Below are 14,125 nucleotides of genomic sequence, written 5' to 3'. Positions count from 1 at the left end.
CGATCCGGTCTCCCGGCCTGCTCCGATCAGGGTCGATCGGGCGACAGCGGGTAGCGTGACCCGCATGGAACTCATAGGTGAGATCACCGTCGGCCGTCCCCTGCTGGTCCTCGCGGTCAAGGAGGAGGCGCAGCACCTCGACACCGACCTGCCGGTGCTGCTGACCGGCATGGGCAAGGTCAACGCGGCCACGGCGCTCGCCTCCGTCCTCGGCCGTGGCACGCGGCCCTCCGAGATCGTCAACCTCGGCACGGCGGGCGCGCTGCGCCCCGGCTGGACCGGCACCCATGTCGTCGGCACGGTCATCCAGCACGACCTCGACGGCGAGCTGCTCGCGAGCCTCACCGGCGAGACCTACGGCGCGCCGATCGCGCTGCCCGCGGGCGGCGAGGTGGTCCTCGCCACCGGCGACGCCTTCATCGCGGACGAGGCGGCCCGCGAACGGCTCGCGGTGCGGGCCGCCCTGGTGGACATGGAGGGCTACGCGCTGGCGAGCGCCGCCGAACTCGCCGGAGTTCCGCTCCGCATGGTGAAGCATGTGAGCGACGAGGCGGGCGAGGGTGCGGCCCGCAGCTGGCGCGAGTCGGTCGCCGAGTGCGCCCGGGCCCTCGCCGACTGGGCCGAGGCCAACACGCCGTACCGGGGCTGAGGTCCCGGGGCGTCCGCTCGGAGACGTGCCCTCAGGGGGTTACGGGGTGGGCCGGGCGGGCCGGGCGGTCGGCCTGGCGGACACGGCGGCCGGTTCCGGCGGGCGTACGAGGAGCAGCGCGGCCACGTCGTCGTCGAGGCCGGCCTCACCGTAGGCGGTGAGGTCCTGGTGGAGGAGTGGCAGGACCCGGTCGGCGGGCTCGTCGGTCCAGCCGCCCAGGCGGGCCCGCAGCGGATAGAACTCGCCCGCCCGGTCGCGGGTCTCGCTCACCCCGTCGGTGAAGAGCAGCAGCCGGTCGCCGGGCCCGAAGGGGACCTCCTCGACGACATGCCGCGAGACGTACAGGCCGGCGAGGTTGAGGGGCAGCGAGGGGTCGGTGAAGGCGACCGGCCGGACCCGCCCGGCGTGCTGGAGCAGAGGGGCGGGGTGGCCGCAGCTGACCAGCCGGACGACGTCGCTGTCGTCGGGGAGTTCGAGCAGCAGCACGGTGGCGAAGCGTTCGGCGGCGTCGGAGTCGGGGTCCCAGGCGCCGTACTGCTGGAGCCCCGCCTCCAGCCGGTCGGCGAGGGCGGCCAGGTCGGGTGCCTCGGTGACGGAGGCCCGGTAGGAGCCGAGCAGGACGGAGGCGGTCTCGACGGCGCCGAGGCCCTTGCCCTGGACGTCGCCGAGCATGACGCGGACGCCGCCGGGGACCCGTACCGCCTCGTAGAAGTCGCCGCCGATGCGGGCCTTGGCGGCGGCGGAGACGTACAGGAGGTGCAGTTCGACCCGGCCGAGCCGGGGGGCCAGCGGGCGCAGCAGCACCCGCTGGACCACTTCGGCGACGGCGGTCACCTCGCTCAGGTCGCGCTCGTAACGGGTGCGGACCTGGCTCACCCAGACGGACGCGGCGATGACGGCGGCCAGGACGAGCTCCGCGGAGATCGTGTCGGTGGCCGGGTCGCCCTGGGCCACGGCCAGGACGAGCCGGAGCACCATGGCGAGGATTCCGACGACGAGGGTGCCGCGTGCGTTCCACGTGATGGCGGCGAGCGCCGGACCGATCACGAGCAGGCGGTCGAAGTGCTGGGTCTCGGCGGTGACGAGGTCGGCGAGGACGACCAGGACGAGGGCCAGGAACGGCAGCGCGAGGCCGAGGTTGAACTGGGTGCGCGTCCCCGTCGCGCCGGGAAGGCGGTGACCACCGAAGGGCATCTCATGATCGTACGTTCGGGGCGGCGGCGGACCCCGTCGTCGCGGCCCCCGCTGGCGTGTCCGCCGGCCGTCCGGTCGGCCCCCGGCAGGGCGAGGGCGGCGGGGACGGCGAGCGCCGCGGCGGCGGCGAGGACGGGCAGGGCGGTGCCGGAGGGCAGGAGCAGGGCGGCGAGCGCCACGCCCAGGACCGGGCCGGTGTTCATCGCGGTCTGCTGGAGCCCGCCGGCCACCCCGGCGTGTTCCTCGGCGGCCCGGTGCACGACCACGGAGGTGGCCGTCACCATCACCGCCCCGAACCCGGCGCCGATCAGGGCCGCGCAGGCCCCGGTGGCGAGCGCGGAGCCCACGACCTCGGGGCGGGCGAGCAGCAGCACCCCGGCGGCGAGGAGCGCGGCCCCGCCGACGGCCGTGCGCCCTGCCCCGTACCGCTTGGCGAGGACGGCGCTGAGCGGCGCGCCGACGATCATGAGGACGGCGAGCGGCACCATCCGCAGCGCGGTCGGCAGCGGTCCGAGACCGAGGGTGTCCTGGAAGAGGTACGTGGCGGTGAACAGCGTCCCAGAGAGCGCGGCCGACACCCCGAGCAGCGCCGCGAGCCCGGCGGCGACCGGACCGCGCCGGAGCGTCCCGGGCGGCACGAGCGGCTGTGGTGCGCGCCGCTCGTGCCGGACGAAGGCGATCCCGGCCGCGGCGGCGACGGCGAGTGCGGGCAGGGCGCCGGCGGAGGGCCCGTGGACCAGGCCCTGGACGAGGGCGGCGAGCCCGAGGCCGAGCAGGGCGGCACCCGGGAGGTCCAGCGCGCGCGGGCCGGTGGGCACGGAGCGGAGGCGACCGGCCGCCGCGTCCGGAAGGGCGAGGCAGAGCAGGGCGACGGCGAGGGTCGGGGGGACGCCGATCAGGAACACCGCGCGCCAGCCGTACGCGTCGACCAGTGCGCCGCCGACCAGCGGACCGGCAGCCGCGGCGAGGCCGATGGCACTGGTGCGCACGGCGACGGGCATGGCGAGCCGGTCGGGCGGATAGGCGGCGCGCAGCATGCCGAGGGTGGCGGGCTGGAGCAGTGCGCCCGCCACGCCCTGGAGGACGCGCAGGGCGACGACCCAGCCGATGCCGGGCGCGGCGGCGATGCCGGCGGAGGCGCCGGCGAAGCCGAGGCAGCCGAGGACGAAGAGCCGGCGGTGCCCGTAGCGGTCGGCGAGCCGGCCGGCGAAGACCAGCAGGCTCGCGACGGCGACCAGATAGCCGGTGCTGGTCCACTGCACCTGGCCGGTGTCCGCGCCGAGGTCGCGTTGCAGCACGGGCTGGGCGATCGTCAGGACGGTGCCGTCGAGGGCGACGACGGCGGCTCCGGTGACGCTGCAGGCGAGGGCGACGGGGCGGCGCGGGCTCATCGGGGCTCCCCGCTCGCCGGTCCGAGGTGGGCGTCGAGCGCGGCGGCGAGCAGCGGCGCCGGGTCGTCGGCGCCGGTGGCCAGGCGCAGGCTGCCCCAGCGCCAGAGCTGGGCGATGCCGTGGAGGTTGGCCCACAGGGCGCCGGTGGCGGTGACGGGGTCGGGGGTGTCCGGGCGGTGGGCCGCGACCAGGTCGGCGAGCCGGGAGAAGAGCGGGAGGCTGGTGTCGCGCAGGCCGAGCCGGCCGCTCTCCAGGAGGTCGTGCCGGAACATCAGCTCGTACATCCCGCCGCGCAGCCGGGCGAAGTCGAGGTAGCAGCGGGCGAGCGCCTCGATCCGGGCGCGCGGCGCGCCCGCCGGGTCGTCCACGGCCTTCACCCGCTCGCCCAGCTCGGTGAAGCCCTCGCGGGCGATGGCCGAGAGCAGGTCGAGGTGGGTGGGGAAGTGCCGGCGGGGCGCACCGTGGGAGACCCCGGCGCGGCGGGCGATCTCGCGGAGGGTGAGCGCCTGGGCGCCCTCGGCGTCGACGAGCTCGACGCCGGTGCGGACGAGGCGGTCGCGCAGGGTCTCTTCGAGGGTGGCGCCGGATGCGCCTTCGGGGCGGTGTGGTGCGTCTGCGGGCATGGAGGACTGTCTAGCCGATGTTCGTAGACACTGTCTACCACCTTCATAGACAGTGTCTACGAAGATCGCCGGGGTGGTCCGTTACACTGGGCCGAAGCGAAGGGGAGTAGCCCTGCGAACCGGTCGTCGACACACTGGAGCCCCCGGGTTCCCGGTGACCGGGTCCGCGCGGACAGCGCGGGCGGGCGAGACCTTCGGCCAGGCAGTGCGCCGCGTCCGCAGTTCCGTGGGCGTGGTTCGTCATGCCGGGCCGAGTGGTCCTCCCGTCGCCCGCCGAGGCGCCGTGTCGGTCCCGGGCCCGGTCCGAGCAGAGAGCCTCCCCGGTTATGCAACTCGACCCCTTGGCGATCGTCACCGCCTTCGGGCTGATCTTCCTCGCCGAGCTCCCCGACAAGACGATGTTCGCGTCCCTCGCGATGGGCACGCGGATGCGTCCGCTGTACGTCTGGTTCGGCACCTCGACGGCGTTCGTCGTGCACGTGGCCATCGCCGTCGGCGCCGGCAGTCTCATCGGGCTGCTGCCCGACTGGACCGTCAAGCTGGTCTCGGCCCTCATGTTCGGCTTCGGCGCCTTCATGCTGCTGCGCGGCGGCGGGGACGAGGACAGCGAGGACGAGGCGGGCGGCAGGACCGTCACCGGCTTTTGGCCGGTCTACTCGACCGCCTTCATGGCCGTGTTCATCAGCGAGTGGGGCGACCTGACCCAGATCACCACCGCCAACCTGGCCGCCACCGACGGCACCTGGTCGACCGCGATCGGCTCCGCCGCCGCGCTGATGTCCGTCTCGGCGCTCGCCCTGATCGCCGGCCGGTTCATCGCCAAGCGGGTCCCCCTGAAGACGGTGCAGCGGATCGGCGGCGTCTGCATGGCCGGCCTCGCCCTGTGGTCCCTTGTGGAGATCTTCACCGGCTGACCGGGTCCGGCCGCCGGCCGGCCCCGGCCCCTCCCCCGCTCCCGTGGAGGTACGGCGCGGAGCCCTGCCGAAGCTGGGCGCGGAGCCATGCCGAAGCCATGCCGAAGCAAGGCGCGGAGCCTTGCTGAAGCTGTGAATCACTGCTTCACTTCTTGCATGGTCTACCGCCGCACGCCCGCAGTCCAGGCCCGTCTCGACGCACAGCGCACCGCCGTCGTCGAGGCGGGCCTCGGTCTGCTCGCCGAGCACGGCTACGCCGGCTGCACCGTTGCCGCCGTCGCCGCGCGGGCGGGCATCGCCACCGGAAGCGTGTACCGCCACTTCCCCAGCAAGGCCGAGCTGTCCGTCGAGCTGTTCCGGACCGTCGTGGAGCGCGAGGTGGCCGCGGTGACCGAGGCCGCCGCGCTCGGCGCCCACCGGACGGCCGCCGACCGGGTCGTGGCGGTCATCGAGACCTTCGCGCGCCGCGCCCTGAAGGCGCCGCGCCTCGCCTACGCGCTGCTCGCCGAGCCGGTCGACCCGGCCGTCGACGCCGAGCGGCTCGTCTTCCGGCGCGCGTTCCGCGACGTCTTCGCCGAACGGATCACGGCCGGCGTACGGGACGGCGAACTGCCGCCCCAGGACGCCGTCCTGACCGCCTCCGCGCTCGTCGGCGCGGGCGCGGAGGCGCTGATCGGCCCCCTGACGGGCGGGGCCCCCGGGCCCGGCACCGTCCCCGCACTGGTCACCTTCACCCTGCGAGCCCTGGGAGTTCCCGATGCCGACCACGCATGAGGTCACCAACCAAGTTCCGCCGCTCACCGGTTACGACGTCGCCGGCGACCCGGCGCTCCTGGAGGCGCTGCGCCGCGAGGGCGCCGGCTGGGCCGAGGACGAGGTGCGCGAGCTCGGCCGGCTCGCCGGTGACGCGCGGGCGCAGGAGTGGGGACGGCTGGCCGAGCGCCACTCCCCCGTGCTGCGCACCCACGACCGCTACGGGCACCGGATCGACGAGGTCGAGTTCCACCCGTACTGGCACGAGCTGATGACCACGGCCGTCCGGCACGGTCTGCACGCGGCGCCGTGGGCCGACGAGCGCCCGGGCGCGCACGTGGCGCGCGCCGCGAAGGTGTTCGTCTGGGGGCAGGCCGACGCGGGCCACCTGTGCCCGGTCTCCATGACGTACGCCGCGGTGCCCGCGCTGCGCGCCGAGCCGGAGCTCGCCGCCGTCTACGAGCCGCTGCTGACCTCCACGACGTACGACTTCGGACTGCGCGTCCCGACGGAGAAGCGCGGGATCATCGCCGGCATGTCGATGACCGAGAAGCAGGGCGGCTCGGACGTGCGCGCCAACACCACCCGGGCGGTGCCGACCGGCGAGCCCGGGACGTACGCGCTGACCGGGCACAAGTGGTTCACCTCGGCGCCGATGTCGGACGTCTTCCTCACCCTCGCGCAGGCGCCCGGAGGGCTCTCCTGCTTCCTGGTGCCGCGGGTCCTTCCGGACCGCTCGCGCAACGCGATCCGGCTCCAGCGGCTCAAGGACAAGCTGGGCAACCGGTCGAACGCCTCCAGCGAGATCGAGTACGAGGGCGCGCTCGGCCGGCTCGTCGGGGAGGAGGGCCGCGGCGTCGCCACCATCATCCGCATGGTGAACATGACCCGGCTCGACTGCGCGATCAGCTCGGCGTCCGGGATGCGGCTCGGCCTGGTGCAGGCGGTGCACCACGCCACCCACCGCAGCGCGTTCGGCGCTCGGCTCGTCGAGCAGCCGCTGATGACCAATGTGCTCGCCGACCTGGCGGTCGAGGCGGAGGCCGCGACCCTCGCCGCGCTGCGGCTCGCGGGCGCGGTGGACCGGGCCGCCGCCGGTGACGCCGAGGAGGACCGGCTGCGCCGGCTCGGACTCGCCGTCACCAAGTACTGGGTGTGCAAGCGGGCCCCCGCCCACGCGGCCGAGGCGCTGGAGTGCCTGGGCGGCAACGGCTATGTGGAGGACTCGGACCTGCCCCGGCTCTACCGCGAGTCGCCGCTGCCCTCCATCTGGGAGGGCTCGGGCAACGTGGCCGCGCTCGACGTGCTGCGCGCGATGGCAAAGCAGCCGGCCGCCGTGGAGGCCTTCTTCGCCGAGGTGGACCGCGCGGCCGGCGCCGACCGGCGCCTGGACGCGGCGGTCGCCCGGCTCCGCAAGGACCTCGCCGGCCTGGGCGACCCGACGGCCCTGCAGTTCCGGGCCCGCCGTCTGGTCGAGCACCTCGCCCTCGTGCTGCAGGGCTCGCTCCTCGTCCGGCACGGGCACCCGGCCGTCGCCGACGCCTTCTGCGCCTCGCGTCTCGACGGTGACTGGGGCATCGCCTTCGGCACCCTCCCGCAGGGCGTGGACACGGCAGCGATCCTGGAGCGCGCGGCGCCGGTGTTCCCCGGCGCCTGACCCGGTCGGCCGGACGGCCGTCCTCCCCGCGAGGACGGCCGTGGCGTGCCAGGCTGGTCCGCGGACGTCCATCCACGGACCGAGCCCGACGGAGGCCCTGGTGAGCACGGAACCGACGACGGAACCGACCACGGAACCGACGCACGACGAGACCCGCGCCGCGCTCGACCGGGCGGCCCGGGAGGCGGCCGGGCAGGTCGTCGCCTGGCGGCACCATCTGCACCGCAATCCGGAACTCCCCAACCGCGAGGAGAAGACGGCGGCGCTGGTCGCCGGCCATCTGCGCTCCCTCGGCCTCGACGAGGTGCGCACCGGGATCGCCGGCCACGGGGTGGTGGGGGTACTGCGCGGCGGGCTTCCCGGTCCGCGCACCGCCGCGCTGCGCGCGGACATCGACGCCCTGCCGGTGCGCGACCTGTGCGGGGCCGACTTCGCGTCGGAGACGGTCGACCCGGACTATCCGGGCGGTCCGTTCCCGGTCTCGCACGCCTGCGGGCACGACTGCCACACGGCGATGCTGATGGGCGCGGCGAGCGTGCTCGCCGGGGCGCGCGAACGCCTGCCCGGCACCGTCCTGTTCGTGTTCCAGCCGGCCGAGGAGGGCCCGCCGGTCACCGAGGCCGGCGGGGCGCGGGCGATGCTGGCGGCGGGCGCGTTCGCCGACCCGGTGCCGAGCATGGTGTTCGGCCTGCACGTCACTCCGTATCCCAAGGGGTACGTGGGCTACCGGATCGGCAAGGGCGCACTGTCCGTCGGTCCTCCCGGCGTGGCCTGATCCGCTTCACCCGTTGGTGAGTTCCCCGTACGGACCGTCCCGCCCGCCCCCACCGTGGTGCGCGACCACGGCGGATCACGGATCGCGGATCGCGGATCGCGGAGAGCGGGGAACGGTGTGACACGGGAGAGCAGGGACGAGCAGGCGGTACTGCTGGTGGCGGGGCTCGCGGACCTGGCGGTGAGCACGCTGGGTTCGGCCCTGGGGACGGTACGGGGGCTGCTGCGGCGCTCCGACACGGCGCAGTTGGTCGAGGACGCCGAGCAGGATCTGCTGGCACGCGGGCGGCTCGCCCGCGACCGGTACGCGACGGTGCCGCCGGCACATCTGGAGGTGCTGGCCCGGCATGTCCTGAGCCGGCGGGGGGCCGACGCGGGCACGGGTGCGGATGCGAATGCGGGTGCGGGTGCGGGCCGGGGCGATGACGACTGAGGCCTGGGAGCCGGGCGCCTTCCGGGCCCGGATCGACGAGGTGCTGCACCGCTTCGTGGCCGAGGAGGCCGACCTGCTCGTGGACGTCGACCCCTCGCTCGGGCCGGTCGCCGCGCAGCTGGAGGCGGCGGTCGCGCACGGCAAGCGGCTGCGGGCGGCGTTCTGCTACTGGGGCTGGCGCGGCGCCGGGCAGCCGGACAGCCCCGCCCTGCTGCGGGCGGCGGCGTCCATGGAGCTCGTGCACGCGGCGGCCGTGGTGCACGACGACCTGATCGACGACAGCCCGCTGCGGCACGGACGGCCCACCGCGCACCGGGCGCTGCGCCGGGCCGTTCCGCACCACCCACGCGCGGGTGCCGCCGCCCGCTCGCTCGCGATGCTGGTCGGAGACCTGCTGATGTCGCTGGCCGGGCAGCTGTTCGTGACCAGCGGTCTGCCCGCCGCGTACCTCTCCCGGGCCCGCCCGCTGTGGGCGGCGCTCGCGCGCGAGCTGGTCGCGGGCGAGTGTCTGGAGATCCTGCGCACGGGCGCGGCACCGGACACGGCCGCCTCGCTCAAGGTGGTCCGCTACAAGACCGCCAAGTACACGGTGGAGCAGCCGCTGCTGATCGGCGGCACGCTCGCGGGGGCCGCGCCGCGGCTGAGCGAGGGCTACTCCGCGTACGCGCTGCCGCTCGGGGAGGCGTTCCAGCTGCGGGACGACCTGCTCGGCCTGTTCGGCGACCCGGTCCGTACGGGCAAGTCCGACGCCGACGACCTGCGCGGGCGGCGCCCCACCGCGCTGCTCGCCGAGACCTGGCGGCTCGCGGACCTCGCCCAGCGCGGGCGGCTGACGGCGCTGCTCGACGGGGACGGCGAAGACCGGGGCGGTCTGGAGGAGGTGCGTGCGCTGATGCGCGGACTGCGGGCTCCGGAGCGGGTGGAGGCCATGATCGCGTCCCGGGTCGACGAGGCCCTGGGCGCGCTCGACGCTCTCGACGCGCCGCGCGCCACGGTCTCCGCGCTCACCTCACTGGCCCACTCGGCCTCGACCCGGCTGTCCTGACCCCCATGAAGGAGTCCCGCATGATCCCCACCGAGGCGTCGATGGACGCCCTGCGCCTGGCCGGCGACGAACTCGCCGACGCCACGGTCGCCGCCCTCTTCGAGCGAGGGGAGGTCGGAAAGTTCAACACGCTGATGCGGTACGTCTCCACGGCCGGCGCCCCGCTGCCGGACGGGCTGCCCGAGGTGGCCCGCGAGTATCTGCACGCCACCGCCGCGGCGCCGTCCTGGGTCGACTGGGGCGAGATGGAGAAGGCCCGGCTCTTCTTCACCGACAACGACGTGCACATCACCACGGCGCTGTCCTTCGCCGCGATGCCCGCCTGCTATCTCGTCCCGCACGTGGCGAAGCTGCTCGCGACGACGCACGGCCTGAAGTACCCGTCGAAGCGGATGGCGGAAACCGGCCAGTTCACGCTCTATCTGATGCGGCCGGACGCCTTCGAGGCGGGCGGCCGCTTCGTACCCGCCGCGCAGAAGGTGCGGCTGCTGCACGCCTCGATCCGCCACCACCTCAAGCGGGAGGACCGCTGGGACACGGCGGCGCTGGGGGTGCCGATCTGTCAGGAGGACATGATCGGCGGGCAGATGTTCTTCTCCATGCTCGTCCTGGACAGCCTGCACCGGCTCGGCATCCACATGTCCACGGAGGGCGCGGAGGCCTATTACTACGCCTGGCGGGTGGTGGGCGCCATGCTCGGTGTCGACCAGGAGGCGGTGCCGAAGGACCTCGACGAGGCGCGCCGCTTCCTCGATCTGTACATGCTCCGCCATATGGGCCCGTCCGGCGACGGGGTACTGCTGACCCGCCAGCTGATCGACCTGTACGAGGAGGTGGTGCCCGGCACCTTCTTCGACCCGATCGTCTCCGCCCTGATCCGCCATCTCGTCGGCGACACCTGTGCCGACTGGCTCGACGTCCCCCGCACCCCGTGGGACACCGTGGTGAAGGCGCTCCCGCACGTCCTGGGCGTCCTGGAGACCGTCGAGGACCGCTCCCCGCTGGGCGCCTGGCTCCTCGACCGTCTCGGCCACCTCACCACGGTGTTCGAGCTGTCCTCGCTGACCCGGGGCCGGGTGATGCACTACGCCATCCCGGAGCATCTGAAGAAGGACTACGGCGTCTCGTCCACGGTGAACCGCGCACGCCGGTGGAGCCCCCCGCCGGCCGTGCTCGAGCCTTAGCGCCTCAGGCCGAGGCCGCCGCCGTCTCGGCGAAGGCCCTGATCACGGCGTTCTCGCTCGCGGTCGGCCAGACCAGCCCGTAGTCGAGGGCCGGCGCGTCGTGGAAGGGGACGTACGCGATGCCCGGGGCGGCGGGGTTCACGGCGCTCGGACTGCCGGCCGGGGCGCGGTGGTCCCGAGTTGCGTGACGCCCGGTACGCGCAAGGCTGGGTACACCGGTCCGCGCACCCCGCAGGGAGACGCCATGCAGCAGCCCGAACCCTTCGACCTCGGCGCCCTGGTCGACGAGCACCTGGAGAAGGCGCGGGCGGACGCGCACGGCCGCAGCGCTCATCTCGTGGTGCACGACGGGGTGCTGCGGCAGAGCGTGATCGCCCTGATCGGCGGCATGTCCCTCGACGAGCACAACGCGCCGCCGGCGGCGAGCCTCCAGGTGCTGCGGGGCCGGGTGGAGCTGACGGCCTCGGGCCGGTCGGAGGAGCTGGCGGCGGGCCAACTGCAGATGCTCCCGAAGGAGCGCCACGGGCTGACCGCCCTGGAGGACGCGGTGGTGCTGCTCACCGCCGTCAACGACTGAGCCGCTCCGGCTCAGCGGTCACGAGGACCAGCGGTGTGCCGTGGCACGGCGTCAGGCGCAGACCGCCGTGGCGGTGGACGGCCGGCGGTGCGGCGAGGACCGCCGCGAAGTCGGGGCCTTTGGTGAGAGAGCCGGCGAGGTGGCCCGGGTCGGTGGAGGCGGCGACCCGGCCCCGGGCGTTGACCAGGCGGGCGGGAACGGGCAGTTCCTGGAGCACGGGCAGCACGGCCGCCTCGAAGTGGCGCAGGTAGACGTCGGCGGCGGCGACGCCGACGAAGGCGCCGCCGACGCGGACGGGCGCGGAGAGCGTGAGGCCGTACTCGTCGGAGCAGAGGTAGTCGACGTAGGGTCCGGCGACGGCCCGCAGGCCGGTCTCGCGGGGCAGCGTGTACCAGTCCCAATGGGTGTAGTCGGCGTACGCGGAGTGCTCCGGGTCCAGGTCGCGCAGCAGCCGCCGGACCGTGCCGTCGGGGCCGCGCTGCCACCATTCCAGCCAGGCGGGGACGTCGGCGAGGAGGCCGGGCGCGGCGACGAAGCCGATGCCGGAGACGAGACCGCCGAGGCGCTCGTGGAGGCCCGGGCGGAGTACGGCGAGGTCGTCCCGGAGCGGGTGGCGGCCCTCGGTGCCCGTCCGTGCGAGCAGGGCCGCCGTCTCCTCGCCGGTGGCGGCGACGGCCGCGAAGACCCCTTCGAGGGTGGCGCGGACGCGCTCCGCGACGGGGTCCGCGAAAGCGTTCGGGAGGGCTCGGGAGGCACCGCCGCGTGGCTGCGGGGGGACGCCCCCGACGGTTCCGACGCGGCCGGGCGGGACGGCGGGCGGCGCGTCAGGCGCCGCTCCGTCGGGGCGGGCGAGCCCGGTGGTCCTGGCCATCGGAGTCCTCCTCGGGACGCGGCTCGGGAGCGCGGGTGGGCGGCGCGAGGCGCAGGGCGACCAGTCGGCCCACGGTTTCGCGCACACACTCCTCGGCCAGCATTCTGGCCCGCTCGTCGGCCTCGTCGTGCACGGCCGAGATCACGGAGCGGTGACGATCCGCCACCCGGGAGACATACCCCGGATCGTCCAGGACAAGGACCGGGAGGGCGCCCAACTCGGCCTGGAGGGCGATCTCCTCGCGGGTGAGCCGGGCCGACTGGGCCGCGGCGGCGAGTTCGACGTGGAAGCGGCCGTAGAGCCGGCTGCGGGCGGCGGGGTCGGCGGCAGCGGCGAACTCCTCGACGGTACGGGCGGGCTGCCGCAGCTCGCCGGGTTCCGTGCGGCGCGCGGCGAGCAGCGCGGCGGCGCCGGAGACGGCGGCCCAGTGGTCGCCGAGGTCGCGCAGTTCCTCGGTGGACCAGTCGGCGAGGCGGGCGCGGATCCGGTCCTCGGGCGGGCCCTCGGGGACGGTGACGAAGCTGCCGCCGCCACGGCCGCGGCGGGTGGTGACGAGTCCCTGCTGCCGCAGGGCCATGAGGGCCTCGCGCAGGGTGACGGTGGAGACGCCGAGCTGTCCGGCGAGCTCGGTCTCGCCGGGCAGTTGCTCGCCGTCGGCGAGCAGGCCGAGCTCGATGGCGTCACCGAGCCGGCGCACGACGGTGTCGACCCGCGCACGGGTGTCGACCGGGGTGAACACGGCCGTACGGGCGCTCCCTCGCGCGCCCCCGCGCTGTCCGCCCCGCCCGCCGTGTCCGCCCTGTCTGCCGTCCGGCCTCACGCTGCACCACCCTCACGCACCCTCACGCACGCTGACGCGTTGACTCAGGCTTTACCTTACGGGGGTCTTGAGATTTGAACTATGACTTCATATGTTTACGCCCACTCGTCAGAACGTTCCCCGCACGAGAAGGGTTCCCGGCCATGGAGGGAATGGCGATCCGGCTCTCCGGACTGCGCAAGAGCTACGGCCGGACGGAGGCGGTCGCCGGAGTCGACCTGGAGATACCCGACGGCGAGTTCTTCTCGATGCTCGGCCCCTCCGGCTCCGGCAAGACCACGGTGCTGCGGATGATCGCCGGCTTCGAGACACCGAGCGCGGGCACGGTGGAGCTGGCCGGCCGGGACGTCACCCGGCTTGCGCCCTTCGAGCGCGATGTGCACACCGTCTTCCAGGACTACGCGCTCTTCCCGCACATGACGGTCGAACAGAACGTCGCGTACGGCCTGAAGGTGCGCCGCGTCCCCAGGGCGGAGCGGCTGGTGCGGGCCCGGGCGGCGCTCGCGCAGGTGCGCCTGGAGGGCTTCGGCCGGCGCCGTCCCGGCGAGCTGTCCGGCGGGCAGCGCCAGCGCGTCGCGCTGGCCCGTGCGCTCGTCGGGCGCCCCCGGGTGCTGCTCCTCGACGAACCGCTGGGCGCGCTCGACCTCAAGCTGCGCGAGCAGATGCAGGGGGAACTGAAGGCCATCCAGCGGCAGGTCGGCATCACCTTCGTGTTCGTCACCCACGACCAGGAGGAGGCGCTGACGATGAGCGACCGGATCGCCGTCTTCCACCGGGGCCGGATCGAGCAGGTCGGCCCGCCCGGCGAGATCTACGAGCGCCCGGCCACCCCGTTCGTCGCCGGCTTCGTGGGCACCTCCAACCTGCTGAGCGGCGCGACCGCGCGGACCGTGGTCGGCGCCCCCGGCACGTACAGCATCCGGCCGGAGAAGATCCGCGTCGTCAGGGATCCGGACGAGCCCGCCGGGCCGGGTCTGACGGGCGCGGCGGGCACCGTCGCCGAGGTGGTCTACCTGGGCGACGCCACCCGCTTCCTGGTCGACCTGGACGCCGGCGGCCGGCTCACGGCCGTGCAGCAGAACCTGGAGACCTCGGCCGCCGATCTCGCCGCCTTCCGCGGCGCCCGGGTGGGCCTGCGCTGGCGGCCCGCGCACGCGGTGCCCGTGCCCGAGGTGCCGGCCCCCGCGGCGCCCTGACCCGACCGTGCCTCGGCCCCCTCCCGTGCCGCTCCCGCCCTCCC

Annotated in this window: 16 protein-coding genes; 10 read left to right on the top strand and 6 right to left on the bottom strand. The window is 74.7% G+C overall.

Annotated features, from left to right (window positions below; all coding sequences use genetic code 11):
• Window positions 1–64 precede the first annotated feature (64 nt).
• On the top strand, window positions 65–649 hold the full coding sequence (locus tag AB0M18_RS20360) for a nucleosidase (RefSeq protein ID WP_365759880.1): 585 nt from the start codon (window positions 65–67) through the stop codon (window positions 647–649).
• 39 nt (window positions 650–688) lie between these two features.
• On the opposite strand, the gene AB0M18_RS20355 is transcribed toward AB0M18_RS20360, so the two are convergent.
• The 3 genes from AB0M18_RS20355 to AB0M18_RS20345 all read right to left on the bottom strand — a co-directional run bounded on the left by AB0M18_RS20355 (window position 689) and on the right by AB0M18_RS20345 (window position 3,857).
• Window positions 689–1,627, bottom strand: a complete 939-nt coding sequence (locus AB0M18_RS20355) for a PP2C family protein-serine/threonine phosphatase (RefSeq protein WP_365760186.1) — start codon at window positions 1,625–1,627, stop codon at window positions 689–691.
• 65 nt (window positions 1,628–1,692) lie between these two features.
• Complete coding sequence (locus AB0M18_RS20350) at window positions 1,693–3,234, bottom strand: MFS transporter (protein WP_365759878.1); 1,542 nt, start codon at window positions 3,232–3,234, stop codon at window positions 1,693–1,695.
• Window positions 3,231–3,857 carry a TetR/AcrR family transcriptional regulator gene (locus AB0M18_RS20345; RefSeq protein ID WP_365759876.1) on the bottom strand — a complete coding sequence of 209 codons (627 nt, stop codon included), beginning with the start codon at window positions 3,855–3,857 and terminating at the stop codon, window positions 3,231–3,233. Before AB0M18_RS20345 ends, AB0M18_RS20350 begins: the two co-directional genes overlap by 4 nt.
• Before the next feature lie 326 nt (window positions 3,858–4,183).
• On the opposite strand from AB0M18_RS20345, the gene AB0M18_RS20340 reads away from it, so the two are divergent.
• The 7 genes from AB0M18_RS20340 to AB0M18_RS20310 all read left to right on the top strand — a co-directional run bounded on the left by AB0M18_RS20340 (window position 4,184) and on the right by AB0M18_RS20310 (window position 10,617).
• Window positions 4,184–4,771 (top strand): TMEM165/GDT1 family protein, encoded by a 588-nt coding sequence (locus tag AB0M18_RS20340; protein WP_365759874.1) that lies wholly within the window; start codon window positions 4,184–4,186, stop codon window positions 4,769–4,771.
• A 156-nt stretch (window positions 4,772–4,927) separates the two neighbouring features.
• Window positions 4,928–5,545, top strand: a complete 618-nt coding sequence (locus tag AB0M18_RS20335; protein WP_365759872.1) for a TetR/AcrR family transcriptional regulator — start codon at window positions 4,928–4,930, stop codon at window positions 5,543–5,545.
• On the top strand, window positions 5,529–7,181 hold the full coding sequence (locus tag AB0M18_RS20330; RefSeq protein ID WP_365759870.1) for an acyl-CoA dehydrogenase family protein: 1,653 nt from the start codon (window positions 5,529–5,531) through the stop codon (window positions 7,179–7,181). Before AB0M18_RS20335 ends, AB0M18_RS20330 begins: the two co-directional genes overlap by 17 nt.
• Before the next feature lie 100 nt (window positions 7,182–7,281).
• A complete protein-coding gene (locus tag AB0M18_RS20325) occupies window positions 7,282–7,956 on the top strand; it encodes a M20/M25/M40 family metallo-hydrolase (protein WP_365759868.1) in 675 nt (224 codons plus the stop codon).
• A gap of 117 nt (window positions 7,957–8,073) precedes the next feature.
• On the top strand, window positions 8,074–8,388 hold the full coding sequence (locus AB0M18_RS20320; protein WP_365759866.1) for a polyprenyl synthetase: 315 nt from the start codon (window positions 8,074–8,076) through the stop codon (window positions 8,386–8,388).
• Window positions 8,378–9,433 carry a polyprenyl synthetase family protein gene (locus AB0M18_RS20315; protein WP_365759863.1) on the top strand — a complete coding sequence of 352 codons (1,056 nt, stop codon included), beginning with the start codon at window positions 8,378–8,380 and terminating at the stop codon, window positions 9,431–9,433. The genes AB0M18_RS20320 and AB0M18_RS20315 overlap by 11 nt, the downstream gene beginning before the upstream one ends.
• Window positions 9,434–9,453: 20 nt before the next feature.
• On the top strand, window positions 9,454–10,617 hold the full coding sequence (locus AB0M18_RS20310; protein WP_365759861.1) for an oxygenase MpaB family protein: 1,164 nt from the start codon (window positions 9,454–9,456) through the stop codon (window positions 10,615–10,617).
• 4 nt (window positions 10,618–10,621) lie between these two features.
• Here the strand turns inward: AB0M18_RS20310 and AB0M18_RS20305 are convergent, their stop codons facing one another.
• Window positions 10,622–10,759, bottom strand: coding sequence for a hypothetical protein (locus AB0M18_RS20305; protein WP_365759859.1), 138 nt, complete (start codon window positions 10,757–10,759; stop codon window positions 10,622–10,624).
• Between the two features lie 102 nt (window positions 10,760–10,861).
• Between AB0M18_RS20305 and AB0M18_RS20300 the strand changes: the two genes are divergently transcribed.
• Window positions 10,862–11,194: a cupin gene (locus AB0M18_RS20300; RefSeq protein ID WP_365759857.1), complete on the top strand. Its 333-nt coding sequence runs from the start codon at window positions 10,862–10,864 to the stop codon at window positions 11,192–11,194.
• On the opposite strand, the gene AB0M18_RS20295 is transcribed toward AB0M18_RS20300, so the two are convergent.
• Window positions 11,184–12,065 carry a cache domain-containing protein gene (locus tag AB0M18_RS20295; RefSeq protein WP_365759855.1) on the bottom strand — a complete coding sequence of 294 codons (882 nt, stop codon included), beginning with the start codon at window positions 12,063–12,065 and terminating at the stop codon, window positions 11,184–11,186. The genes AB0M18_RS20300 and AB0M18_RS20295 overlap by 11 nt on opposite strands.
• Entirely contained in the window at window positions 12,019–12,804 is a 786-nt protein-coding gene (locus AB0M18_RS20290; RefSeq protein ID WP_365759853.1) for a GntR family transcriptional regulator, read from the bottom strand. The genes AB0M18_RS20295 and AB0M18_RS20290 overlap by 47 nt, the downstream gene beginning before the upstream one ends.
• Window positions 12,805–13,028: 224 nt before the next feature.
• Between AB0M18_RS20290 and AB0M18_RS20285 the strand changes: the two genes are divergently transcribed.
• The gene (locus AB0M18_RS20285) at window positions 13,029–14,081 is read left to right on the top strand and encodes an ABC transporter ATP-binding protein (protein ID WP_365759851.1); all 1,053 of its coding nucleotides are present in this window, start codon (window positions 13,029–13,031) and stop codon (window positions 14,079–14,081) included.
• Window positions 14,082–14,125 lie beyond the last annotated feature (44 nt).

It is taken from the genome of Streptomyces sp. NPDC051909 (assembly GCF_040681095.1).
Taxonomy (GTDB): Bacteria; Actinomycetota; Actinomycetes; order Streptomycetales; family Streptomycetaceae; genus Streptomyces.
Note: the sequence above shows the minus strand (reverse complement) of the source record. Positions and strands in the feature narration are given on the sequence as shown.

Excerpts from the sequence above, each read along its gene's own strand:
- AB0M18_RS20330 (WP_365759870.1), top strand. The coding sequence starts at position 5,529 with ATGCCGACCACGCATGAGGTCACCAACCAAGTTCCGCCGCTCACCGGT.
- AB0M18_RS20285 (WP_365759851.1), top strand. The coding sequence starts at position 13,029 with ATGGAGGGAATGGCGATCCGGCTCTCCGGACTGCGCAAGAGCTACGGC.
- AB0M18_RS20310 (WP_365759861.1), top strand. The coding sequence starts at position 9,454 with ATGATCCCCACCGAGGCGTCGATGGACGCCCTGCGCCTGGCCGGCGAC.
- AB0M18_RS20350 (WP_365759878.1), bottom strand. The coding sequence starts at position 3,234 with ATGAGCCCGCGCCGCCCCGTCGCCCTCGCCTGCAGCGTCACCGGAGCC.
- AB0M18_RS20340 (WP_365759874.1), top strand. The coding sequence starts at position 4,184 with ATGCAACTCGACCCCTTGGCGATCGTCACCGCCTTCGGGCTGATCTTC.
- AB0M18_RS20295 (WP_365759855.1), bottom strand. The coding sequence starts at position 12,065 with ATGGCCAGGACCACCGGGCTCGCCCGCCCCGACGGAGCGGCGCCTGAC.
- AB0M18_RS20360 (WP_365759880.1), top strand. The coding sequence starts at position 65 with ATGGAACTCATAGGTGAGATCACCGTCGGCCGTCCCCTGCTGGTCCTC.
- AB0M18_RS20300 (WP_365759857.1), top strand. The coding sequence starts at position 10,862 with ATGCAGCAGCCCGAACCCTTCGACCTCGGCGCCCTGGTCGACGAGCAC.
- AB0M18_RS20315 (WP_365759863.1), top strand. The coding sequence starts at position 8,378 with ATGACGACTGAGGCCTGGGAGCCGGGCGCCTTCCGGGCCCGGATCGAC.
- AB0M18_RS20335 (WP_365759872.1), top strand. The coding sequence starts at position 4,928 with ATGGTCTACCGCCGCACGCCCGCAGTCCAGGCCCGTCTCGACGCACAG.
- AB0M18_RS20355 (WP_365760186.1), bottom strand. The coding sequence starts at position 1,627 with ATGGTGCTCCGGCTCGTCCTGGCCGTGGCCCAGGGCGACCCGGCCACC.
- AB0M18_RS20345 (WP_365759876.1), bottom strand. The coding sequence starts at position 3,857 with ATGCCCGCAGACGCACCACACCGCCCCGAAGGCGCATCCGGCGCCACC.